Below are 23,047 nucleotides of genomic sequence, written 5' to 3' on the forward strand. Positions count from 1 at the left end.
GTTGTTTCTGCATGCATGGATGACACGGCCTGGTCGTCGAGATGCGCGTCCAGGCCATAGCTCCGGCCGGTCAGCCGTCGTTCTGCGGCTCGTCATGCCCGATGAGCCGGTCCACCTCGGCCAAGGCGACCGCCCGGGCGGCCCCCTCGGAGGCATGCGGGCGGTACGAGCCGCGGACCAGCTTGCCGCGGTCGCGGATCGCCCACGTGAAACGGCCCGGGTCATGCCGGCTCGGCCTGACCTCAACCGTGTAGAGATGCCCGCCATTCGCACCCATGACCCGCATGTGCGGATTCCCGCGCGCCGGCCCAGGGGGTGCGACCGTGGGCGGCAGCCCGGCGCTTACCGGGCCGCTTTCGGACGGCCGGGCTCGGCCCGGTCCGGCGCGACCGGACCCTCGGTCCGGGTGCCGAGCCAGACCACGTGCTTGGGCCCGCTGCCGCGGCCGCTGGCGTGGACGCGGGCCTCCTCGACCGCGAAGCCCGAGCGCTGCAGGCGCGATTTGAACTTCCGGTCTGGGGCGCCCGACCAGACAGCCAGGATGCCGCCCGGCCGCAGGGCCCAGCGGGCCCGCTTGAGGCCCCAATTGTCGTAGAGCCGGTCGTTCGAGCGGCGCATCAGCCCCTCCGGGCCGTTATCGACGTCGAGCAGGATGGCGTCGTACTGGCCTGGCCCCGCCTGGATCAGGCGGTTCACGTCGGATTCCTGCACGTCGACCCGGGGATCGTCCAGGCAATCGCCGAAGACATGGGCGAGCGGGCCGCGGGCCCAGGCGATCACGGCCGGCACCAGCTCGGCCACCACGACCCGCGCGTCCGGGCCGAGCCCCTCGAGCGCCGCCCGCAGGGTGAAGCCCATGCCCAGGCCGCCGATCAGCATCCGGGCCCGGGGCCGGTCCCTGAGCCGCTCGCAGGTCATCGCGGCGAGCGCCGCCTCGGAGCCGCTGCGGCGGTTGTTCATCAGCTCGATCGTGTCGGCCAGGATCGAGAACTCGTCGCCCCGCTGCATCAGGCGCAGGTCGGTGCCGCCCCCCGGGACGGAGCCGGTGTCGAGATGAACCCAGGGTATCACGGACGTTTCCTCGATTGGCGGTGCGGCCGGTCCGGGACCGTCGGCACGAAAGATCACGGCGAGAGCGGGGCCGCGGGCGGGTTCGGCGCTGCGCGCGGCGCAACCCCCTGCGCGGCGGTGCCCCCTGCCACGCGGGATCGCGCTGGCGTATCAGCACCTATGGCTAAGCGCATCAAGTCGAGACCCCAGGAACGGGGCTTCATTCTGTTCGACGTCGTCTTCGAGGACGGCTCCCGGGCCTCGAACCGGCGCGTCCCGGCCGAGATCCTCGGCGGGCTGGACGGCGACGAGCCGGCCCGGCAGGTCATCGCCGAGCAGGAGGAGGAGATCGCCCTCAAGGCCGGGCGGCCCGGCCGCGAGATCCAGAGCCTCACGCGCTCGCCGATCATCAAGCCGAAGCCGATCGCCTGACCGGCCGGGCCGGCAGCCCGGATCAGACCGCCCCCTCGACCACTTCGAGCGCCCGCAGGATCGCGAAGCCGATCCGCTCCGCCTCCCCTTCCGTGTCGCCCGCCGCCGGCAGCAGCGCCACCGTCTCGACGGCGTGCTCGTCCTCCGGGCCGACCACGATCCGGAACACGTCGCCCTCCTGGGCGGCCGGGTCGCGGATCAGGCCGACCCGGTGGCCCGCCGCCGCACCGAACAGGCGCATCGGCGGCTGCCCGGGATCGGGCTCCGGGGGCGCGGCCGGGCGGGGCGCGCCGAAGGTCGGACGGATGACGTTGTCGTCGGACATGCCGAACCAGCCTCCTCAAGCGCGCGCGAGACCGGCGGTGGCCAGCACCGCGTCGGCCAGCACCTCCATGCCGGCCCGGGCCCAGTCCGGCGTGATGCTCTCGGCCTCGTTGTGGCTGATGCCGCCGTGGCAGGGGCAGAACACCAGGGCCGCCGGCACCGTCCGGGCACAGTAGACGGCATCGTGATAGATCGCGGTCGGCATCCGGGTCCAGGCATGGCCCCGCGCCTCGGCGGCCGCCTGGACGCGGTCGACCAGCACCGGGTCGAAGGGCGTGAGCGGCGCGCGCCAGAACTCCTCGACCCGGATCGTCACGCCCCGCTCGGCGGAGAGCGCGTCGGCCCGGGCCAGGACCTGCCCGCGCATCGCCTCCAGCTGTCCGGGATCGCCGTGGCGGGTGTCGAGGCTGAACCAGACCCGGCCCGGGGTGATGTTGCGGCTCGCCGGCTCGGCCTTCAGGACCCCCACGGTGGCGCGGCCGCGCTCGCCCTCCGGGCCGACGGCGTCCCGGGCGATGTCCTCCAGGGACCCGATCAGCGCCGCGGCGGCCATCATGGCGTCGCGCCGCCCGGCCATCGGGCTGCCGGCATGGGCCTCCTCGCCCAGCACGGTGATCTCGTACCAGATCTGGGCGAGCGCCCGGTCGACCACCCCGATGGTCAGGCCGGCATCCTCGAGGCGCTTGCCCTGCTCGATGTGCAATTCGAAATAGGCGGCGATGCCGCGAAGAGCCGCGGGATCCGCCTCCCCCTGCCAGCCGATCCGACGCAGCTCGTCGCCGAAGACGCGGCCGTCGAGGTCGCGGGTCTCCATCACGTCGGCCTCGGGCACGATCCCCATGGCGACGCCGCTGCCGCTCATCGGCGGGGCGAAGCGCGCGCCCTCCTCGTTGCACCAGTTGATCAGCAGGAGCGGCGCCTCGGTCTCGATCCCGGCCTCATGCAGGGCGCGCAGGATCTCCAGGCCGGCGAGGACGCCGAGCGGCCCGTCGAACTTGCCGCCGGTGGGCTGGGTGTCGAGATGGCTGCCGATGGCGACCGGCTTCCGGCCCGGGTCGCGCCCCGGCCGGTGGAAGATCATGTTGCCGATCCGGTCCACCGTGAGCGTCAGCCCGATCGCCTCGCCCCAGCGCTGGAACAGGGCGCGCCCCTCGGCGTCCCGGTCGGTGAGGGTCTGCCGATCGTTACCGCCGTTGGGGAGCGCGCCGATCCGGGCGAGCTCCATCAGGCTGTCCCAGAGGCGCTCCTGCGAGAGCGGGAGATTGGTGCGATCCATGCTGGTGTGATCCCGCGCGCCCTGGCCGACCGTATACCGGAGCCGACGAGGTTAGGCCCTGATCCCGCGCAGCACCAGGGACGGGGCGGCGGGGGACGGGCATCGCCGTCAGAGGCGCGGATCGGGGAAGTCCTGCGCGTGCAGGCTCCAGATCGCCCGTCCATCCTCGGCGGTCACGTAGACCGCGTTGGCTCCGAGCTCGGCCAGATCGAGATCGATCCGCTTGGCTGCAACCACCGCGGCCGCGTCGCCGGCGGCCTCGAAGGGCTGCCGGTACAGGTCCGGGCCGAGCATCCCGTCCGGCTCGCGGCGGATCGCCCGGAAGATGTAGCTGCGCATCAAAAGACCTGGAACGATACGGTATCCGAGCATCGTGGGTGCTCACCGCCGACGTGGATACAGTCTCAACGGCGCCGAGACCGCATCACGAAAAGCTTTACGCCGCGTTTGCTCGGCCCGCCCGCGGGCTCGCGGCGTCGGCCCGGTGCCGGAGACCCGTGACGACATGTCAGGGCCGGGGCGGCGCCGGACTTGGATCGATTCGCCGACAACCGAATTGTCGCTGGCTTGTGTCGCAGCAGGTTGTCGGGTGCCGGGCCCGACACAGCCGCTTCGGGGGATTGAATGGCGTTGGCCTCCACGGCGACCTCCGCCCTGCAAGATGCGGGATTTGTCGGGACCTGGGACACGGATGTCCTGGCCGGCCGCTCCGTGCTCGACGCGGGCGCGGCCACCCTGCTGTCCGGAAATCCGAGCTTTGCCGGCAAGCCCCTGCCGCTGGACGTGGCCCTGGGGCGCATCCATCCCGAGGATCGCGGCTGGGTGTTCGACCGGATCCGCAAGGTGCGCCGGACCGGCGGCCTGGTCTCGCTGGAATTCCGCGTCCTGAGCGCGACCGGCGAGGTCCGCTGGATCCTCAATCGCGGCCGCCTGGCCCCGGATACCGGCGGGGCGCTGCGCGGGCGCGGCGCCTATATCGATGTGACGGACCTCTATCCCGGTTCCGTCCCGGCCGGGCTGGACGCGGATGCGACGCAGGTGAAGCATCTGGAATCCGCGGCCGACCACTGCATCCGGGTCCATTCCGCGCTCGATCGCTACGGCGACGAGAACCTCCGGCTGATCTCGAGCATGTTGCTGCTCGGGATCGGCCGGGCGCTGGCGCAGCGCGACCCGTAAGGCCGGGGCCGGAGCGGTCTCAGGTCCGCCAGGGATGGGCCGGGAGCTCGGTCTGGCCGATGGCCTTGGCGCCGGCCTCCGCCACGACGTGATCGTTCTCGACCGTGGAGCCGCTGACGCCGATCGCGCCCGACATGACACCGTCGGCGTCGACGATCGGGATACCGCCCGGGAAGGTGATCAGCCCGTCATTGGAATGCTCGATGCCGTAGAGCGGGCCGCCCGGCTGGGACAGCTGGCCGATCTGGCCGGTCATCATCCCGAAGAACACCGAGGTCTTGGCCTTCTTGTGGGCGATGTCGATCGAGCCGACCCAGGCATCGTCCATGCGGTGGAACGCCTTCAGGTTGCCGCCGGAATCGACCACCGCGATGCACATCTGGGTGCCCAGCTCCTGGGCCTTCGCCCGTGCCGCGGCGATCGCCCGCTCGGCCTGCTCAATCGTGACGTGCATGGTACCTCCCTGGTTGACCCCGGGTCGGCGCAGGATCGCGGAGAAATTCCATCGAACCCGGGCTTTTCCCGTTCTGGGTGAGAAGGCCCGAGCGGACGGCGCCGGTCAACTCCGGATCGGGCCGATCGCCCGGCCCGGCCTCCACGGACGACAGGCCGGGCACCCGCCTTGCACGGGGTCATGGGCGCCCGGCCATGCGGCCGTACCGGAGACGAAAGGGCAAGAGACCCCGGTACAACGTCGGGACCCGACCGGTCCGGCGTGCCGCCGGGTGGCACGGGGCGCTCGGTCGGGATGTGGCCCGCCGCAGATGGGCTGCGGCGGGCCCGCTGTCACTGATACGATTTTACCGGTCCGGCCCGGGCGCCGCTCACAACCGCGTGAGGGCCGCCCGGGTTCGGATCCGCGTCAGGCGGCGCGGTCCCGGGCGGTCCGGATGCGGTCGAGCAGATCCGCCGCGAGGCCCGCGCGCGCCTCCGCGTCGGCGCAGGCCTGCCGCCAGACCACGCGCCCCGCACGCAGGATGATCCCGTCCTCGGCCGGCATCGGCGGCAGGGGCCGGTCGGGGCGGATATCGGCCGCGACGCCCTGGGGACCGCCGCTGAGCCGGGCCATGCCCAGCCCGCAGCAGGCGGCCCGCAGCCGCGCCAGGGTGAACAGGGCCAGGACCGACGCCGGCGGCGTGCCGAAGCGGTCCTCGACCTCGCCGGCCAGCGCCTCGATCGCCTCGCCGTCGCGCAGGCGCAGCAGCCGCGTGTAGAGGCTCAGCCGGATCTCCGGCTCCGGGACGTAATCCGCCGGGATCCGGCTCGGCAGCCCGATCTCGATCTCCGGGCTCCAATCCTCGGCCGGCTCGCCCTTGGCGGCGGTGAGTGCCAGCTGCAGCAGGTGCTGGTAGAGGCCGAGCCCGACCAGCTTGGCATGGCCGGCCTGGTCCTCGCCGACGAGGTCGCCGGCGCCGCGCAGGTCGAGGTCGCGGGCGCTGACCGCGAAGCCGGCGCCGAGGCGGTCCAGCGCCTCCAGGGCGCGCAGGCGCTGCAGGGCCGCCGGCGGGGGCGGCGCGGCCGGATCGCTGAGCAGGTGGACGACCCCGCGCCGCTGGCCCCGCCCGACGCGGCCGCGCAACTGGTGGAGCTGCGCCAGCCCGAACCGGGCCGCCTCCCAGACCAGCATCGTGTTGGCCCGGGGTACGTCGAGCCCGCTCTCCACGATGGCGGTGGCGAGCAGCACGTCGCCGTCCCCGTCGGCGAAGCGGACCATGACCTCGTCCATGGCCGAGGGCTTCAGGTCGCCATGCGCCACCAGCACGTCGAGGCCCGGCACGAGGCCGCGCAGGCGCTCGGCCATGGGGGCGATGTCCTCGATGCGCGGGCAGACGACGAAGCTCTGCCCGCCCCGGCGATGCTCGCGGATCAGGGCCTCGCGCACCGCGTCGGCCTCGAACGGCGCCACCACGGTCCGGACCGGCTGGCGCATCACCGGGGGCGTGGCGATCACGCTGAGGCTCTGCAGGCCGACGAGCGCCGCCTGGAGGGTGCGCGGGATCGGGGTGGCGGTGAGCGTCAGCACGTGCCCGCCCTCGGCGAGGCGGCGCAGATCCGCCTTCATCTTGGCGCCGAAGCGCTGCTCCTCGTCGATCACGGTCAGGCCGAGATCGGCAAATCGCACGCCGCGGCCGGCAAGCGCCTGGGTCCCGACGACGAGCTGGATCGAACCGTCGGCCAGCCCGGCCTTCACCCGCTTGGCCTCGGCCGGCGAGACCAGGCGCGAGAGCTGCGCGACCTCGATGCCGAACCGGCCGAACCGCCGGCGCAGGGTCTCGGCGTGCTGGCGGGCCAGCACCGTGGTCGGGGCGATCAGCGCAGCCTGTTTGCCGGCAAAAATCGTCGCCGCCAGGGCCCGCAGCGCGACCTCGGTCTTGCCGAAGCCGACATCGCCGCAGACCAGCCGGTCCATGGGCCGGCCGGAGGCGAGGTCGGCCATCAGCGCGTCGACCGCGGCGGCCTGGTCCGGGGTCGGGGCGTAGCCGAAGCCGGCGGCGAACCGCTCCATGTCGCGGGAGGGCGGCGCCAGGACCGGCGCCTCGGTGTCCCGGCGGGCGCGGGCGGCCTCCAGCATCGCCCGGGCGGTGCGCGCCATGGTGGCCTCGGCCTCCAGGCGGCGGCGGGCCCAGGTGCCGCCGTCGAGCTTGTCCAGGGTGACGGCATCCGGCTCGGGGCCGTAGCGCCAGATCCGGTCGGCCTGGGTCACCGGAACCATCAGGATCGCGTCGCCGGCAAAGCGCAGGCGCAGGGCCTCGGACGGCTCGGAGGCGGCTTCCGCGGCGATGCCCGCCGGCGTCTCGACCGGCTCGAGCCCCTCGAACACGCACAGGCCGTGGTCGCGATCGACCGCGACGTCGCCGGGGCGCAGGTCGACCTCGCCCATCGGCAGGATCGCCCGGGCGGTGCCGGCCACCGCGGCATCCGGCCCGAACAGGTCCGCCGCGGCGAACACCGTCGCGCCCCTGGCCGGAACCCGGAAGCCGGCCCCGACTGGTGCCTCCAGGGCGAGGATGTCGCCCGGGGCCGCGTCGGCGAGGTCGGACCAGCCGTCGATCAGCCGGACCGGGCGCTCGGCGATCTTGCCGGCCTGGCGCACGAGGCGCCGCAGCGGCTGGCGGGAGCCGGCCAGGACGACGATGTCCCCGGCCTTCAGCCGCTCGCGCATCGCCTTGGCGAAGGCCGCCTCGGGCCGGCGCTCCCGGGCGAAGACCGGCACCGCCACCGGCTCGGCCGCGGCGTCCGTGGCGACCGCGCGGGTGCGCTCCGCCACGATGGCCCGCCACGCCTCGGGGGCGAGGTAGAGCCCCTCGCCGCCCTCCGGCCGGCCGCCGCCCGGCGCCCGGCGGGCTCCGGCCTCGTCCATCTGCTCGTAGAAGGCGTCGACCCGGGCCTGGGTCCCGTCCTCGACCACCAGCCGGGCTTCGGGCACGTAGTCGAGCAGGGTGACCAGGCGGGGATAGTAGCGCTCGAGGCGGTGCTCCTGCCCGGTGAAGGGCTCGAAGCTCTGGCCGGAATCCGGCGCCAGGATGATCTCGGTGGCCGGGTCGATCACCAGGTCCGCGACCTCGGCGACGGAGCGCTGCGAGATCGGGTCGTAGGAGCGGATCGCGGTGACGCGGCCCTCGGCATGCTCGATCCGGCAGGGGCGCGGGGCGGCGGCGGGGAACACCTCGATGGTGCGGCCCCGGACCGCGATCTCGCCCGGCTCGTCGACCCGCTCGTCGAGGATGTAGCCGAGGCGCTTGAGGTCGGCCATCGCGGCGGCGACGTCGAGGGCATCGCCGACCCGGAGGGTCACCCGGGCATCGGCCCAGGTCTCGGGCGGGGGCACGCGCTGGATCAGCGCCGGGGCGGTGGTGAGCACGAAGCCCGGCAGGGCGTCCCGGTCGGTGAGCCAGCGCATCGTGGCCGCCCGGGCGCCCATCATGCCCCGCGAGGGCGAGGCGTGGTCGAGCGGCAGGCAATCCCATTCCGGATAGACGGCGACGCGCGCCTCGGGGTCCAGGGCCCTGAGGGTTGCGGCCAGTTCGTCCAGCCGCCGGGCATCCCGGGCGACGTGGACCAGGGGGGCCGTGCCCTCGGCCAGGTCCAGCAGCGCCACCGCCAGCGCGCCGGTGGGCATCAATGGCGCGTCTTCGGTCTCCGGATGGGCGACCGTCTTCGTCCTGCGCTTGGCCATCTATGATCCGAACCTGTCCCGGCCGCTGGAAACGCCGGGCGACGGTTAGGGCTCCCGGCCGCGGCCATCCGATCCACAGACCCGATGCCGCATTCGAAAAGGCTTGCGTCCCGGATCCGGGCCGCCGCCCCTCGGGGTCAGGCCTCGTCGAGCCAGAGATCGCCGCTCGCCAGCGGCGCGTGCAGGACGTGGCGGGCGCCCTCGGTCAGCGCCCGGTCGGGGCCGGGCTGGCGCAGGTAGGTGGCGAGATCCCGGGTCAGGCGCTCCAGGGGGTGGTCGCGCAGGAAGCCCTGCAGGCCGACCGAGCGCTGCGCCCGTTCCAGGAGGTCGAGCCCAGCGCGCTCCACTGCGAGGCGCGCGAGGTTCACGTAGGCGATGATCCCGTCCGGATCGCCCTCCTCGCCCACGATCGCGGCCGCCCGCGCCACCCAGAGGCGCGCGGTCTCGGCGGCGATCACGCCCTCGCCGAGACGGGCGAGCTGGTGCGGATCCTCGCCGCGGCCGGTGGCGACGAGATGGCCGCGCCAGGCGTCGAGCAGCGCCTCCAGGCCGCCGAGCTGCACCGCGAGGAAGCGCCAGGCGCCCCCCGAGAAATGCGGCTGCGCCTGGTAATCGTCGGGCGCGCCGACCGGCGTGAAGCGGTCGGCGCCGAGCCCGGTGAAATCCACGGTGCCGGTGGCCGAGGCGCGCATCCCCTGCGCCCGCCAGGCGGAGAGGTCCGCCCGCTCGCCGGGTTCGAGGGCGACGACGATCATCTGCGACCCGGGCGCGGCGGGCTGCGCGGTCACGAGGGCGCGGGTCACGAACCCGGCCCCCGACGCGAAGGTCTTCACGCCGCGCAGGACCCGGGTTCCGTCGGTGCCGTCGATCTTGAGGCCCTGGCCCGGCGGCTCGGTGTTCCAGACCCCGAACAGGTGGCCTTGCGCGGCATCCGCCAGCAGGGTGTTGCGTGCCTCGCCGCTGGCAAAGCGGGCGACGAGCTGGACCGCGTTGACGTGGCCCTCGTAGACGCGCCCGAGCGCGAGGCTGCCGGCCCCGATGCGCGTCAGCACCGCGCGCAGGGTCGCCCCGTCCGGCTCCTCGCCGAGACCCGCGCCGCCGTCACGCCGGGGGACCGGCGCGGCCAGCAGGCCGACCCGGGCGAGTTCGGCGACATCCTCCGCCGGAAAGCCGCCGTCGTGATCGTGGCGGCCGGCCCGACGCGCCGCCACGGCCGCGACCGCGCGGGCCGCCGCAACCGGATCGCCCCGCGTGCCCCAGGCGATGTCGTCGAGTCTGAGGTCCACGGCTGCTCCGGTCATGACGAGCCCAGCCCGTCACCCTGGATACCGGATCCGGGGCGACGCGCCAGGGCCTTGGCTTGCCATCATCGTCTCCCGAACGCCGGCGACCACCCCTCGGAAGCATGCTGCCCACGGGCAACTTGCCGCTCCGGGTTTCGGCCCACCGTGCGACGATACTGCACATCGCAAACCGTCGGGCGGTGGCTCAAGCGCGGACAGCCTGGCGGCGCGGCGATCTGCACCGGGCAGCCGGACTCAAATCTGCACCCATGCGTTGTAGGGAGAACCGGCTTAACAAGTCGGCAGGCCGCGGGCGATCGCCCCAGTTTGGGAGGTCGGTGCCGTGAGCTATGACGCAGCCGTGTCGCGGAACGAGACCATGTCCTGCCCGTCGGGCTTCGAACGCCACCACCCCCAGCGCCTGGCGGCGCTGCACAGCTATGCCGTTCTCGACACCCCGCCGGACCCCGTATTCGACGACATCGCCCGGATCGCCGCCGCGTCCTGCGGCACCGCGCTGGCGCGGATCACCTTCGTCGACGCCGACCGGCTGTGGACCGCGGCCGCCATCGGCGAGGACGGGCCGGAGCGGTCCCTCGACGCCGAGCTGTGCATCCGGACCCTGTGCCAGCCGGGCGCCCTGGTGTTGCAGGACGGCACCGGCGCGCCGGGCCTCGGCTTCTACGCCGGCGTCCCGCTCGTCACCCCCGATGGCTGGGCGATCGGCACGCTCAGCCTCCTCGATCCCGAGCCGCGCGGCCTGACCGGGCCGCAGGTCGCCATCCTGGAGGGGCTCGCCCGGACCCTGATGAGCCTGCTCGAGAGCCGGCGCGCCGCCGCGGCCCGGCACCGGGACGAGGCGCTGCTCCAATCCCGGGCGGACCGGCTGGAGGCGCAGGTCGCCGCCCAGACCCGGGACCGCGACCGGGTCTGGAACCTGTCGCCGGTGCTGAAGATCGTCTCCGACAAGAACGGGCAGGTCCAGTCGGTCAACCCGTCCTGGAGCCGGGCGCTCGGCTGGTCCGAGGACGAGACCCTGGGCGGGAAAGCCATCGACTTCGTCGCCGCCGCGGAGCGCGAGACGGCGCTGGCGGCGCTCCGGCCGCTCTGCGAGGGCCGCCGGGCCGAGGATGTCGAGCTGTCATGCATGACCCGCGACGGCGACCGGCGGCGGGTGCTCTGGACCGTCGTGCCGGAGGACGGGCTGTTCTACGGCTTCGGCCGCGACATCACCGAGCAGCGCCAGGCCGAGGAGGCGCTGCGGCAATCGCAGAAGCTGGAGGCGATCGGCCAGCTCACCGGCGGCGTCGCGCACGACTTCAACAACCTGCTGACGATTATCCGCTCGTCCGTCGAGTTCCTGCGCCGGCCGGACCTCGCCGAGGAGCGCAAGCGCCGCTACCTCGACGCCGTGTCCGACACGGTGGACCGGGCCGCCAAGCTCACCGGCCAGTTGCTGGCCTTCGCCCGGCGCCAGGCCCTCAAGCCCCAGGTCTTCGATATCGGCCAGCGCCTGCGCAGCATCGCCGACATGATCGACTCGGTCACCGGTGCCCGCATCCATGTCGAGACCGACCTGCCGGAGAGCGCCTGCTTCGTGCGGGCCGACGAGAGCCAGTTCGAGACCGCGCTGATCAACATGGCGGTGAACGCCCGCGATGCGATGGACGGCGAAGGCAGCCTGACCCTGCGCCTCGAGAGCGGCCGCCCGATGCCGCCGATCCGCGGGCATGCCGGCGCCGCGGGGCCGTTCGTGGCGGTGGTGGTGATCGATACCGGCGCCGGCATCCCGGCCCCCGACCTCGGCCGGATCTTCGAGCCGTTCTTCACCACCAAGGAGATCGGCAAGGGCACGGGCCTCGGGCTCAGCCAGGTCATCGGCTTCGCCAAGCAGTCGGGCGGGGATATCGATGTGGCGAGCGAGCCGGGCGAAGGCACCCGCTTCACCCTCTACCTGCCGCAGGTCGACGCCCCCACGAAGGCGGCGGATCCGAACCGCGACGACCGCCGGGAGGCCGAACCGCAGCGGAGCCTGTGCATCCTGGTCGTGGAGGACAATCTCGGGGTCGGGCGCTTCTGCACCCAGATCCTCGAGGATCTCGGTCACGCGCCGATCTGGGCGAAATCCGCCGAAGAGGCGCTTACCGAGCTCGAGCAGACGCCGAGCCGCTTCGACGCGGTCTTCTCGGACGTAGTCATGCCCGGGATGGGCGGCGTCGCCCTCGCCCGCCATCTGCAGCGCAGCCGGCCGGAGCTGCCGGTGGTCCTGACCTCCGGCTACAGCCACGTGCTCGCGACCGACGACGCGCACGGATTCGCGCTGGTGCGCAAGCCCTATTCGGCCGAGCAGCTCGCCCAGGTGCTCTACGAGGCGACGCAGAGCCGGATCGGGCGGGGAACAAGGCCTCCGCTCTCCGGTTGATGCGATGCAGCACGGCGATGGCGTCGCCGCGCTGCTGCCCCTCGTGGGCGTTTCCTCCCAAGACTTCGGGCTGCCCTCTCGGGGGCGGTCCTTTTTTTGTTCGGGGTCCTGCTTCACCCCGACGGAGAACAACGCCGCCTGCGGCGAAAGGTTCTCAAGAATCTCTCATCATCAGCCGCCGCGGGTCCGACCCGGCTTAGGCCTCCAGCGCCAGCAGCGCGAAGGTCGCGAGCCAGTGCTCGCCCATGTAATCGCCGGCGACATGCGGGAGGCCGGCGTCCAGATGGGCCTCGGCGGCGGCCCGGAGCGGCGGGCGGCGGGGGTCGTCCGGGTCGAGGGCGGCGGCGAGCGCGCGGAAGCACCAGGCGCGGCTGAGGTTCAGCCCGTCGAGATGGGCGATCTTGCCGTCGCTGCGGTCGGTCACGCTGGCGGGCCGGAACAGGGTCGCGGGCCGCCCCGCCGCGAGGTCGGGCAGGAACCGGTCGAACCAGGGCCGGAACGTGTCCGGCGGCAGGAGGCGGTGCAGGCATTCGGCCTCGATCAGCGCGGAGGACAAGAAATCGTCGCCCCCGGGCTCGCCCCAGGCGGGGCAATCCGCGTCCGCCCCGTACCAGCGCTCGGCGGTGCGCAGCAGCAGGTCGGACAGGGCCGCGTCGCCCGCGCCCTCGGCGTAGTCGGCCGCCAGCCGCAGCGCGAAGGCGGTGTTGAAATGCGTGCCGACCCGCACCGGATAGGGCGCGACCGGCAGGAAATCCCGCACGCGATCCGCGATCATCGCGGTGAGCGGCGCCAGGGCCTCGGCCCAGCGGCGCTCGGGCAGGCGGGCCAGCTCGTCGGCGAGCTTCAGGAGCCAGGCCCAGCCGTAGGGCCGCTCGTAGCCCCGGGCGGTCGGGGCAGCGAAGTAGGCGCATTCCCCGGCCACCTTGTCGGGCACCAGCTGCGCGTCGAACCGCGTGCGGATCGCCCCGGCCTGCGCCCCGTCGGGGAAACGCCGCAGCACCCGCGCCAGTAGCCAGTATCCGTGGACGCAGGAATGCCAATCGTAGCTGCCGTGGAAGACCGGGTGCAGCGCCGCGGGCGTGCGCGCATCCTCGGGGCCGGCCAGGACGTGGCCCGGCTTGTTCGGATATTCGCGGGTAACGTGGCCGAGGGCGAGTGCCGCGAAGCGGGCACCGATCTCCGGGGTGAGCGCGTGCGGCATCGCGGAACTCCCAATGCGGCGCCGGGCGCTTTGCCGACGCGGTGCGAGACGGTTATCGCAAGCCCGGCCAGCCGGGCAGTCCGCCGGCTTGGCCTCATCGGGACTGTCCATGCGCCGTGCACCGATCGCCGCCCTCGTCGTTACGCTCGCGATGCCGGCCGCGGCGGCGCCGGATCCCAGCCGGGACGTGCTCTGGGCCGCGCTCAAGACCTGCGTGCTCGCCAAGCGGATCGCCGACCGCACGTTTCCGTGCCTCTCGGTCGATCTCGGCGACAAGGACCGTCCCGGCTCGGCGGTGCTGCGCGCGCCCGGCGAGCCGACCCACATCGTGGTGATGCCGACCGACACGACGCCCGGGCTCGAAGCCCCAGTCCTGCGCGGGCCGCGCGGGGCCGCCTATTGGCGGGCGGCGCTGGCGGCGCGCCCGTTCGTGTCGGATGCCCTGAAGGGCAGGCTGCCGCTTGAGGCGGTGGGGCTCGCGGTCAACTCCGCCCGGGGCCGGAGCCAGGACCAGCTCCACATCCACCTCGATTGCCTGAAGCCGAGCGTGCTGGCCGCCGTGAAGGCGCATGGCCGCCAGATCCGCGGGACCTGGACGCGCTTCCCGGTGCCGCTCGCCGGGGATCGCTTCCACGCGATGCGGGTACCGGAAGCGGAGGCCGCGCGCTTCAACCCGTTCGCGGCCCTGCGCACCCTGCCGGGGCCCCGGCCGGACCTGCACCGGACGAGCTTTGCCGCCGTGGCGACACCGCCGGGCGATCCCGAGCCGGGTTTCCTGCTGCTGGCCTACCGGGCGCCGAGCGCCAGCGCCGAGGACGTGATGGACCATAGCTGCGCCGTCGCCTCGGGCCGCGGCGGCGCCTGAGGCGACGTACCGCCGATCAGCGATCGAGCCCCGCCGTCAGGTAGAAGCGGGCCAGCGCGCTCGGCGTGTCGAGCCGGAGCTTCGGCAGGCCGATGCAGTCGAACAAAGCTGCGTATTGCTTGCGATTCGCCGAGGCGGCGACCACGATGTGGCGGATCATGTTCCACTTCACGCTGTCCCGGCCACCTTCAAGCGCACCGGGTCGATCGCGTTCGAACCACGACCGGCGCAGGTATCGCAGAAGGCTGGTGGCGGTCGGGACGTCGAGCAGGATGACGCCCGTCGCTCGTTCCAGCCGCTGCGGCAGGCATCGGGCATAATTGCCGTCTATCACCCAGCGCGGGCCGAGGATGGCCGCATCGTGCAGGGCGCGAAACTCCTCATCGGGGCGGGGCTCCCAATCGGTGTTCGGCCGATGATGGAGCTGGTCGAGATGGATCGGCGGCAGGCCCCGGGTCCGCCCTATGGCGACCGCGAGGGTGGATTTGCCGCTGTTTGACGGGCCCATGATGCAGATGCGCGACCCGAGTTCATCCAGGATCATGGTCTCACCTCGACGCCCGCCAACAGGATCAACGCATAGATCTGAGTCGGCAAGGATGCCCAGGGAATTCAGCGGGACGATGTACCGGATTCAGGACGCCTCATCTCATCAGAACTGCTGCAACAAGCCGAGGCTGCGATCGCTCCTATGCTTGGTTCGTCGCTGATCTTTCCCATGCAGCGATGATAGTTCAGGCAAAGATCTGATCAGCCCGCCCCTGCCGGCGGCAGCGCGTCCATGAGCTGGCGCAGGAAGCCGCGCACCGCCCGGGGCAACCGCCGGTCGCGCATGGCCTGGATCTGGATGCCCCGGGCGAGGCTCGCCCGGGCGCGGATCGGCAGGCTGATCAACGCGTTCAGGTCCACCGGCGTCCGCACCGACAGCGCCGACATCAGCGCGAGACCGCGGGACCTGCGCACGAAGGGCAGCTGGGTGGCCAGGTTGTTGGCGGTCAGGACCGGCTCGATCACGATCCCCTCGTGCAGGCAGGCGGCGTCGAACACCTGCCGCAGGGTCGTGTCCCGGGTCGGCAGGGCGACGGGATAATGCGGCAGCTCGGAGAGCTGCACGACCTTCGCCCGCGCCAGGGGATGATCGGGCGCGGCCAGCACCCGCATGTCGACCTGCCCGTCATACAGCACCTCGACCTGCGTGGTCGGCGCGAGCGCGAAGGTGATGCCGAGATCGGCCTCGCCGGCGGCCACCATCTGGGTCACCTGGGCGGGGGGCAGCACCGTCACCTCGAAGCGCAGGCCGGGATGCGCCGCGTGGAAGGACGCCACGGCGCTCGGCACGATGTCGAGCGAAAACCCCTCGGAACTCGCCACCCGGATCAGGCCCCGGGCGAGCCCCTCCAGCTCGCGGATCTCGGCGACCACCTGCTCGGAGCGGATCAGCATCTGGTGGGCGTGCTGGGCCAGAAGCTCCCCGGCCGGGCTCGGCACCATGCCGCGCGGGCGGCGCTCGAACAGGACGCAATCGAGCTCGGCCTCGAGGTTGGCGATCTGTCGGCTGATCGCCGAGGCGGCGACGTTGAGCTGGGTCGAGGCCGCCGCGATGGAGCCGGTGCGGGCGACCGCTAGGAAGTAGCGCAGCCCGGTTGCCTGCATTATCCTGCCTCGATATCACTTATACCGCAGCTCCGTTGCCGGAATGGCAATGCAGCGCTCGCCAAATTCTACTTGTTGCGATCCCAGATGCACAACATCATCGCAGGGTGAAAAACGCGGCAGTCGCGGAGTCTCTCCGGGCATCCTGCCGCTCCGCCGTCGGAGACGGAGTCGACATGCCGGTACGGACGATCCCCCTCACCGCTTCCCTGGCAGCATCCCTGATCGCGCTGGTCGCTGCGAGCCCGGCGCTCGCCGGCAAGGCCGACGACACCCTGGTCTACGCCTCCGACAGCGAGCCGGAGAATGTCAGCCCCTATCACAACAGCGCCCGCGAAGGCCTCGTCCTGGCCCGGAACTGCTGGGACACGCTGCTGTACCGCGACCCCGCGGACGGCACCTACAAGCCGATGCTCGCCACCGCCTGGACCTGGACGGACGACACCACCCTGGACCTGACGATCCGCGAGGGCGTGACCTTCCACAACGGCGACCCGCTCGGGCCGGAGGACGTCGCCTTCACGTTCAACTTCGTGCTGACGCCCGAGGCCCGCACGGTCACCCGGCAGAACGTCGACTGGATGAAGTCGGTGGAGGTCACCGGCCCGCACAGCGTGCGGATCCACCTCAAGGCGCCGTTCCCGGCGGCGCTCGAATACCTCGCCGGCCCGACGCCGATCTTCCCGGCCGCCTACTTCAAGAAGGTCGGCCTCGACGGCTTCGCCAAGGCGCCGGTGGGCAGCGGCCCGTACAAGATCACCAAGGTCGATAGCGGCCGCGGCGTCACCATGGAGCGCTTCGCCCAGTACTGGACCGGCAGCCCGCTCGGGAAGCCGAAGATCGGCAAGCTGCAATTCCGGGTCATCCCGGACGGCGAGAGCCGGATGGCCGAGCTGATGACCGGCGGCGTCGACTGGATCTGGCGGGTGCCGAGCGACCAGGCCGAGCAGCTGCGCGCCGCGCCCAACGTCACCGTGCTCAATTCCGAGACGATGCGGGTCGGCTTCCTGCAATTCGACACGCTCGGCCGCGCCAAGGAGAACTCGCCGCTCAAGGACGTGCGGGTCCGGCAGGCGATCTCCTACGCCATCGACCGCAAGGCCATGGTCGACAACCTCGTGCGCGGCGCCTCGCGGGTGATGAACGCGCTCTGCTTCGTCGACCAGTTCGGCTGCAACGACCAGGGGGTGATGCGCTACCCCTACGATCCGGCCAAGGCCAAGGCGCTGCTCAAGGAAGCCGGCTACGCGAACGGGTTCGAGATCGATCTCGGCGCCTATCGCGAGCGGGACTATGCCGAGGCGGTGATCGGCTATCTCGGGGCGGTCGGCATCAAGGTGCGGCTCAACTACCTGCGCTACGCCGCGTTCCGGGATGCCCTGCGGAGCGGCAAGATCTCGATCGGCTACCAGACCTGGGGCTCGTTCTCGGTCTACGACGTCTCGGCCTTCGACGGGGTGTTCTTCCGCGGCGGCGAGGAGGACCTGACCAAGGATCCCCAGGTGATCGCCGACCTGCAGGAGGGCGACGGCTCGACCGATCCGGAGAAGCGCAAGGTCGCCTATGCCAAGGCGCTCCAGCGGATCGCCGCCCAGGCCTACGCCCTGCCGATGTTCTCCTACGCGACCAACTACGCCTTCACGTCGGACCTGAACTTCACCGCCCAGCCGGACGAGGTGCCGCGCTTCTACGCGGCGTCCTGGAAGTAGGCCGCTCTCGTGCTGGCTTTCACGCTCCGGCGCATCCTGGTCGCCCTGGCGGTGGCCTTCACGGTCTCGGTAGCGAGCTTCATGCTCCTCCACCTCTCGGGCGACCTCGCCACGGCGATCGCCGGGCCCGAGGCCACCGGCCCCCAGATCGTGCAGATCCGCAAGGATTACGGCCTGGACCAGCCCCTGCTGGCCCAGTTCCTCGCCTGGGCCTGGCGGGCGCTGCACCTCGATTTCGGCAATTCCTTCTACTTCCGGGAGCGGGTGATCGACCTGCTCGCCGCCCGCCTGCCGATCACGCTCTATCTCGGGATCATCGCGCTCAGCGTAGCCCTGTTCGTGGCGGTGCCGCTCGGGGTGATCGCCGCGGTCAAGCGCGATACCTGGATCGACCGGCTCGCCCTGTCGATCTCGGTGCTCGGCCAGGCGATGCCGAGCTTCTGGTTCGGGCTGACGCTGATCCTAGTCTTCTCCGTCAACCTCCGGTGGCTGCCGGTCTCCGGCAATGCGAGCTGGAAGAACTTCGTCCTGCCCGCGGTGGCGCTCGGCTACTACGCCATGCCGGCGGTGATGCGGCTCACCCGCAACGGCATGCTCGAGGTCCTGGCCTCCGACTACGTCCGCACCGCCCGGGCCAAGGGGCTGCCGCCCCGCACGGTCCTGGTCCGGCATGCCCTGCGCAACGCCGTGATCCCGGTGATCGCCCTGGCGGCGGTGCAGTTCGGCTTCATGCTCGGCGGCTCGATCGTGATCGAGGCGGTGTTCTCGCTGCAGGGGCTCGGCCAGCTCGCCTGGGAGTCCATCGCCCGCAACGACTTCCCGGTGGTCCAGGCGATCGTGCTGGTTCTGGCGATGATCTACATCGCCCTGACGCTCGCGGCCGACCTGCTGAACGCCTTCCTCGATCCGCGCCTGCGCCAATCGTGAGGATGCTCGCCCCATGAGCCTGCCCACCGACACGGCGGCGCTCGCCGCCCCCGCCCTCCCGCCGGAGATCGAGGTGCCGACCGCCCTGGCGCCGGTGCGCTCGCCGACCGGTCTGGTCCTCCGGCGCGGCCTGCGCCACGGCGGCTTCCTGATCGGCGCCGGCATCCTCGGGCTGATCGTGCTGGCCGCGCTCGCCGCCCCGCTGATCGCCCCGCACGACCCCTACGCGCAGGACGTCTCGCGCCGCCTGATCCCGCCGGTCTGGCAGGCCAAGGGCACCTGGGACCACGTGCTCGGCACCGACAAGCTCGGACGCGACTATCTGAGCCGCCTGCTCTATGGCGGCCAGATCTCCCTTCTGATCGGGATCTCGGCGGCGCTGATCTCCGGGGTGATCGGCACGGTGCTCGGCCTCTGCGCCGGCTATTTCGGCGGCTGGGTCGATTCGGTCGTGAGCTACATCGTGACCACCCGGCTGGCTATGCCGGTGGTGCTGGTGGCGCTCGCCATGGCGTCGCTGGTCGGCGGCTCTCTGAAGGTCGTGGTGCTGGTGCTGGGCTTCCTGCTCTGGGACCGCTTCGCCGTGGTGACCCGGGCCGCCACCCAGCAGATCCGCAACCAGGATTTCGTCTCGGCGGCGCGGGCCGCCGGCCTGACCGACCTGCGCATCATCCGCCAGGAAATCCTGCCCAACATCCTCAACGCGCTGATCGTCGTGGCGACGCTGGAGATGGCGCACGCGATCCTGCTGGAGGCGGCACTCTCGTTCCTGGGGCTCGGGGTGCAGCCGCCGCTGCCCTCCTGGGGCCTGATGATCGCCGAGGGCAAGCAGTACATGTTCTTCCAGCCCTGGGTCATCACCATCCCGGGCGTGGCGCTCCTCCTCCTCGTGCTGGCGATCAATCTCCTGGGCGACGGCCTGCGCGACATCACGGCGCCCGAGGGGCGCAACTGACGCGGATCGAGTCCGGCGAAGCCCCCCAATGTTTCACGGGAAACACACCATGACGCGAGACGCCGCCATCGCGCGCGCCACCGAGACCTTCGATTCGGGCGCATTCCTCGCGCTCCTGCGGGAGGCGGTCGCCTACCCGACGGAGAGCCAGGCGCCCGGCCAGGAAGCAGCCCTGCACGCCTATCTCGACAGCTACATCACCCCGTTGGTGACGCGCCTTGGCTTCGCCGTTCCGAAGAAATTCGACAATCCCGACGGGGTGCACGGCCCGTTCCTGATCGCCGAGCGGCACGAGGGGCCGGATCTGCCGACCGTGCTGATCTACGGCCACGGCGACACGGTGCGGGGCTATCCCGAGCAGTGGCGCGAGGGGCTCGGCCCCTGGGAGATCGTGGTCGAGGGCGACCGCTGGTACGGGCGCGGCACCGCCGACAACAAGGGCCAGCACATCATCAACCTCGCGGCCCTGGAGCAGGTGATCGCGGCGCGCGACGGCCGCCTCGGTTTCAACGTGAAGCTGCTGATCGAGATGGGCGAGGAATCCGGCTCGCCGGGCCTGCGCCCGTTCTGCCGCGCACAGGCCGAAGCCTTGCGCTCCGACGTGCTGATCGCCTCGGACGGGCCGCGGCTCAGCGCCGAGCGGCCGACCCTGTTCCTGGGCTCCCGGGGCGCCTACAATTTCGAGCTGAGCCTCGACCTGCGCGAGGGCCCGCACCATTCCGGCAATTGGGGCGGCCTGCTGCGCAACCCCGGCACCGTCCTGGCCTCGGCGATCGCGTCCATGGTCGATGCCCGCGGCAGCATCCGGGTCGACGCCCTGCGGCCGCCGCCGATCCCCGAGGGCGTGCGCGCCGCGCTCCGCGACATCCGGGTCGGCGAGGATCCGACCGCGCCGACGATCGATGCCGATTGGGGCGAGCCCGGGCTGACCCCGGCCGAGCGGGTGTTCGCCTGGAACACCCTGGAGGTCCTGGCCTTCAAGACCGGCGATCCCGACGGGCCGCTCAACGCCGTGCCGCCCCACGCCAAGGCGACCCTGCAGCTGCGCTTCGTCGTCGGCACCGACTGGGAGAACCTGATCGCGAATATCCGCGCCCATCTCGACGCCAACGGCTTCCCGATGATCGAGGTCAAGCCGGCCCGGGCGTCGGAGGTGTTCCACGCGACGCGGCTGCCCGTGGAGGACCCGTGGGTCGACTGGGCGCTCGAATCGATGACGGCGAGCGCGGGCAAGAAGCCGGCCCTGCTGCCCAATCTCGGCGGCTCGCTGCCGAACGACGCCTTCTCGGAGATCCTGGGCCTGCCGACCCTGTGGGTCCCGCATTCCTACCCGGCCTGCCGCCAGCACGGGCCAGACGAGCACATGCTCGCCTCCAGCACCCGCGAGGGTCTGGCGATCATGGCCGGGCTGTTCTGGGATCTCGGCGAGGCCGGTCCGGACATCCTGCGTCGCCGTCAAGCGAGGGCCTGACCCATGAGCGAGCCGGTCGTCCGCATCCGTGACCTGACGATCGCGCTCCCCAAGGGCGCCGACCGTCCCTACGCCGTCGAGGGCCTGAACCTCGACCTCGAGCCCGGCAAGATCCTCTGCGTGGTCGGGGAATCGGGCTCGGGCAAGTCGATGAGCGCCTACGCGCTGACCGGCCTCCTGCCCCGGGCGCTGAAACCCGAATCCGGCTTGATCCTGTTCGAGGGACGGAACCTGCTGACGCTGGACGAGCCGGCCTGGCGCGCCCTGCGCGGCCGGCGCATCGCCATGGTGTTCCAGGAGCCGATGACCGCGCTCAATCCGGTGATGCGCGTCGGCGACCAGATCGCCGAGATGTTCGAGGCGCATAACCTGCTCACCCGGGCCGAGCGGCGGGCCCGGGCGGTGGCGCTCGCCACCGAGGTCGGGCTGCCCAATCCCGAGGAGGCGGTGCGGGCCTATCCGCACCAGCTCTCCGGCGGCCAGCGGCAGCGGGCGATGATCGCCATGGCGCTGGCCCTGGAGCCGTCGGTGCTCGTCGCCGACGAGCCGACCACCGCCCTCGACGTCACCACCCAGGCCCAGATCCTGAAGCTGATCCGCGACCTGCAGCGCAAGCGCGGGATGAGCGTCCTGTTCATCACCCACGATTTCGGCGTGGTCGCCGAGATCGCCGACCATGTGGCGGTGCTCCAGCGCGGCCGGCTGGTGGAATCGGGCAGCGCCGAGGCGGTCTTGCGCGATCCGCAGGCGCCCTACACCCGGGCGCTCCTCGCCGCGGTGCCGAGCCTGACCCCGCCGGTCCGGCCCAGCGTGCAGGCGGCTCCCGTGGCCCTGTCGGTGGTCGGGCTGTCCAAAACCTACACCACCAAGGCGGGCCTGTTCGGCAAGCCCCGGGTTGTGGCGGCCGTGAAGGAGGTCGGCTTCGACGTGCGGCGCGGCGAGACCCTCGGGCTCGTGGGCGAATCGGGCTCCGGCAAGTCGACCACGGCGCGGCTGGCGATCCGGCTGATCGAGCCCGATGGCGGCACCGTCCGGCTCGGCAGCCTCGACTACACGGCCCTCAGGACCGCGGATCTGCGCGCTCAGCGCAGCCGCATCCAGATGATCTTCCAGGACCCGTTCGCGTCCCTGAACCCCCGGCGTACCGTCGAGCAGATCATCATCGCCGGCCCGATCGCCCATGGGGTGCCGGTCGCGGAGGCGCGGGAGCGCGCCCGGAGCCTCCTCGATCTGGTCGGGCTCGATCCCAAGGCGGCCGCCCGCTACCCGAACGCGTTCTCGGGCGGCCAGCGCCAGCGCATCGGCATCGCCCGGGCGCTCGCCATGGAGCCGGACGTGCTGGTGGCCGACGAGGCGGTCTCCGCCCTCGACGTCTCGGTCCAGCGCCAGGTGCTGGACCTGCTGGAGGATTTGAAGCAGCGGCTCTCGCTGGCGATGCTGTTCATCACCCACGACCTGCGGGTGGCGGCCACGATCTGCGACCGCATCGCCGTGATGCATCGCGGCGCCATCGTGGAGATGCGCACCACCGCCGACCTGTTCGCCGCGCCGGAGCACGCCTACACGCGCAGCCTGCTGGCGGCCGTGCCGGGCGCCCGCGCGTCGTAGCGGGCGGCTGAGACGTCCTGGCCCCTCTCTGAGACGCCGCGGGCCGCCATTGGACACACAGACAAGTTTTTTGGACGGACTCGGACTGTCCCGCTTCGGGCCATCCGGTAAAATGCCGGCATTGTCGAGGGCAGAGCGCCCCGGCGGATCTACGGCCGACCGCAACGTCCGTCCCCGCTCGAACCTCGAACGCGGACGGGGACTCTTGACGTGTCGTTCTCAGCCAAGCCCGATGATCCTCAGCCCTCGCGCAGGCGGTCCCTGCCGGATGGGCATCCGTCCCGGCGCCAAGGATCGGCGCACCGGGCGGGCCGCAGGGCCAACACCGGCAACCGCCGCGCGGGCAAGCCGGAGGCGGTCGCCGAGATCGTCGGCGCTCGGATCATCTACCTGAGCTGGGCCCAGACCTTCGGACGTCCGCCCCGGGCGCGGTTGCCCGGGATGATCGCCCGCATCCTGCCGTTCCGCCAGCGGTAACCGGCGACCGGAGGAAGCCGCTGATCGGCGGAGGCGCC

Annotated in this window: 21 protein-coding genes; 10 read left to right on the forward strand and 11 right to left on the reverse strand. The window is 72.0% G+C overall.

Going from position 1 to position 23,047, the window contains the following annotated elements:
• Positions 1 to 70: 70 nt before the first annotated feature.
• Together WYO_RS18165 and WYO_RS18170 are read right to left on the reverse strand one after the other, a co-directional pair.
• Positions 71 to 277 (reverse strand): hypothetical protein, encoded by a 207-nt coding sequence (locus WYO_RS18165; protein ID WP_039903324.1) that lies wholly within the window; start codon positions 275 to 277, stop codon positions 71 to 73.
• A 65-nt stretch (positions 278 to 342) separates the two neighbouring features.
• The gene (locus tag WYO_RS18170) at positions 343 to 1,071 is read right to left on the reverse strand and encodes a hypothetical protein (RefSeq protein WP_007565172.1); all 729 of its coding nucleotides are present in this window, start codon (positions 1,069 to 1,071) and stop codon (positions 343 to 345) included.
• A gap of 159 nt (positions 1,072 to 1,230) precedes the next feature.
• Here WYO_RS18170 and WYO_RS18175 point away from each other — a divergent pair, with 159 nt between their 5' ends.
• Positions 1,231 to 1,482, forward strand: a complete 252-nt coding sequence (locus WYO_RS18175; protein ID WP_007565173.1) for a hypothetical protein — start codon at positions 1,231 to 1,233, stop codon at positions 1,480 to 1,482.
• Between the two features lie 22 nt (positions 1,483 to 1,504).
• Here WYO_RS18175 and WYO_RS18180 read toward each other — a convergent pair whose 3' ends face one another.
• From WYO_RS18180 to WYO_RS18190, 3 genes are all read right to left on the reverse strand, one after another.
• The gene (locus WYO_RS18180) at positions 1,505 to 1,807 is read right to left on the reverse strand and encodes a hypothetical protein (RefSeq protein WP_007565174.1); all 303 of its coding nucleotides are present in this window, start codon (positions 1,805 to 1,807) and stop codon (positions 1,505 to 1,507) included.
• 15 nt (positions 1,808 to 1,822) lie between these two features.
• Complete coding sequence (locus tag WYO_RS18185) at positions 1,823 to 3,082, reverse strand: Zn-dependent hydrolase (protein WP_007565175.1); 1,260 nt, start codon at positions 3,080 to 3,082, stop codon at positions 1,823 to 1,825.
• A gap of 108 nt (positions 3,083 to 3,190) precedes the next feature.
• The gene (locus WYO_RS18190; RefSeq protein WP_007565176.1) at positions 3,191 to 3,421 is read right to left on the reverse strand and encodes a hypothetical protein; all 231 of its coding nucleotides are present in this window, start codon (positions 3,419 to 3,421) and stop codon (positions 3,191 to 3,193) included.
• Between the two features lie 285 nt (positions 3,422 to 3,706).
• On the opposite strand from WYO_RS18190, the gene WYO_RS18195 reads away from it, so the two are divergent.
• A complete protein-coding gene (locus WYO_RS18195; protein ID WP_007565177.1) occupies positions 3,707 to 4,261 on the forward strand; it encodes a PAS domain-containing protein in 555 nt (184 codons plus the stop codon).
• Positions 4,262 to 4,280: 19 nt separating this feature from the next.
• Here the strand turns inward: WYO_RS18195 and WYO_RS18200 are convergent, their stop codons facing one another.
• The 3 genes from WYO_RS18200 to WYO_RS18210 all read right to left on the reverse strand — a co-directional run bounded on the left by WYO_RS18200 (position 4,281) and on the right by WYO_RS18210 (position 9,724).
• Entirely contained in the window at positions 4,281 to 4,715 is a 435-nt protein-coding gene (locus WYO_RS18200; protein WP_007565178.1) for a heme-binding protein, read from the reverse strand.
• A 408-nt stretch (positions 4,716 to 5,123) separates the two neighbouring features.
• Positions 5,124 to 8,438 carry a DEAD/DEAH box helicase gene (locus tag WYO_RS18205; protein WP_007565180.1) on the reverse strand — a complete coding sequence of 1,105 codons (3,315 nt, stop codon included), beginning with the start codon at positions 8,436 to 8,438 and terminating at the stop codon, positions 5,124 to 5,126.
• A gap of 137 nt (positions 8,439 to 8,575) precedes the next feature.
• The gene (locus WYO_RS18210) at positions 8,576 to 9,724 is read right to left on the reverse strand and encodes an acyl-CoA dehydrogenase family protein (protein WP_007565182.1); all 1,149 of its coding nucleotides are present in this window, start codon (positions 9,722 to 9,724) and stop codon (positions 8,576 to 8,578) included.
• Positions 9,725 to 10,100: 376 nt separating this feature from the next.
• Here WYO_RS18210 and WYO_RS18215 point away from each other — a divergent pair, with 376 nt between their 5' ends.
• Positions 10,101 to 12,143, forward strand: a complete 2,043-nt coding sequence (locus tag WYO_RS18215) for an ATP-binding protein (RefSeq protein ID WP_081497004.1) — start codon at positions 10,101 to 10,103, stop codon at positions 12,141 to 12,143.
• 196 nt (positions 12,144 to 12,339) lie between these two features.
• On the opposite strand, the gene WYO_RS18220 is transcribed toward WYO_RS18215, so the two are convergent.
• Positions 12,340 to 13,344: a DUF2891 domain-containing protein gene (locus tag WYO_RS18220; RefSeq protein ID WP_007565187.1), complete on the reverse strand. Its 1,005-nt coding sequence runs from the start codon at positions 13,342 to 13,344 to the stop codon at positions 12,340 to 12,342.
• A 109-nt stretch (positions 13,345 to 13,453) separates the two neighbouring features.
• On the opposite strand from WYO_RS18220, the gene WYO_RS18225 reads away from it, so the two are divergent.
• Positions 13,454 to 14,209 (forward strand): CDP-diacylglycerol diphosphatase, encoded by a 756-nt coding sequence (locus WYO_RS18225; RefSeq protein ID WP_007565189.1) that lies wholly within the window; start codon positions 13,454 to 13,456, stop codon positions 14,207 to 14,209.
• A gap of 16 nt (positions 14,210 to 14,225) precedes the next feature.
• Here WYO_RS18225 and WYO_RS18230 read toward each other — a convergent pair whose 3' ends face one another.
• Together WYO_RS18230 and WYO_RS18235 are read right to left on the reverse strand one after the other, a co-directional pair.
• Positions 14,226 to 14,753 carry a hypothetical protein gene (locus WYO_RS18230; protein WP_007565191.1) on the reverse strand — a complete coding sequence of 176 codons (528 nt, stop codon included), beginning with the start codon at positions 14,751 to 14,753 and terminating at the stop codon, positions 14,226 to 14,228.
• A gap of 206 nt (positions 14,754 to 14,959) precedes the next feature.
• Positions 14,960 to 15,862, reverse strand: a complete 903-nt coding sequence (locus WYO_RS18235) for a LysR family transcriptional regulator (protein ID WP_007565193.1) — start codon at positions 15,860 to 15,862, stop codon at positions 14,960 to 14,962.
• 176 nt (positions 15,863 to 16,038) lie between these two features.
• Here WYO_RS18235 and WYO_RS18240 point away from each other — a divergent pair, with 176 nt between their 5' ends.
• From WYO_RS18240 to WYO_RS18265, 6 genes are all read left to right on the forward strand, one after another.
• Positions 16,039 to 17,571 (forward strand): ABC transporter substrate-binding protein, encoded by a 1,533-nt coding sequence (locus WYO_RS18240; RefSeq protein WP_007565195.1) that lies wholly within the window; start codon positions 16,039 to 16,041, stop codon positions 17,569 to 17,571.
• A 9-nt stretch (positions 17,572 to 17,580) separates the two neighbouring features.
• The gene (locus WYO_RS18245; RefSeq protein ID WP_007565198.1) at positions 17,581 to 18,498 is read left to right on the forward strand and encodes an ABC transporter permease; all 918 of its coding nucleotides are present in this window, start codon (positions 17,581 to 17,583) and stop codon (positions 18,496 to 18,498) included.
• A gap of 13 nt (positions 18,499 to 18,511) precedes the next feature.
• Positions 18,512 to 19,453 carry an ABC transporter permease gene (locus tag WYO_RS18250; protein WP_007565200.1) on the forward strand — a complete coding sequence of 314 codons (942 nt, stop codon included), beginning with the start codon at positions 18,512 to 18,514 and terminating at the stop codon, positions 19,451 to 19,453.
• 49 nt (positions 19,454 to 19,502) lie between these two features.
• The gene (locus tag WYO_RS18255; protein ID WP_007565202.1) at positions 19,503 to 20,924 is read left to right on the forward strand and encodes a M20 family metallopeptidase; all 1,422 of its coding nucleotides are present in this window, start codon (positions 19,503 to 19,505) and stop codon (positions 20,922 to 20,924) included.
• 3 nt (positions 20,925 to 20,927) lie between these two features.
• Positions 20,928 to 22,532, forward strand: coding sequence for an ABC transporter ATP-binding protein (locus WYO_RS18260; protein ID WP_007565204.1), 1,605 nt, complete (start codon positions 20,928 to 20,930; stop codon positions 22,530 to 22,532).
• 210 nt (positions 22,533 to 22,742) lie between these two features.
• Positions 22,743 to 23,009: a hypothetical protein gene (locus tag WYO_RS18265; protein ID WP_007565207.1), complete on the forward strand. Its 267-nt coding sequence runs from the start codon at positions 22,743 to 22,745 to the stop codon at positions 23,007 to 23,009.
• Positions 23,010 to 23,047: the final 38 nt, after the last annotated feature.

The organism is Methylobacterium sp. GXF4 (assembly GCF_000272495.1).
Taxonomy (GTDB): domain Bacteria; phylum Pseudomonadota; class Alphaproteobacteria; order Rhizobiales; family Beijerinckiaceae; genus Methylobacterium; species Methylobacterium brachiatum.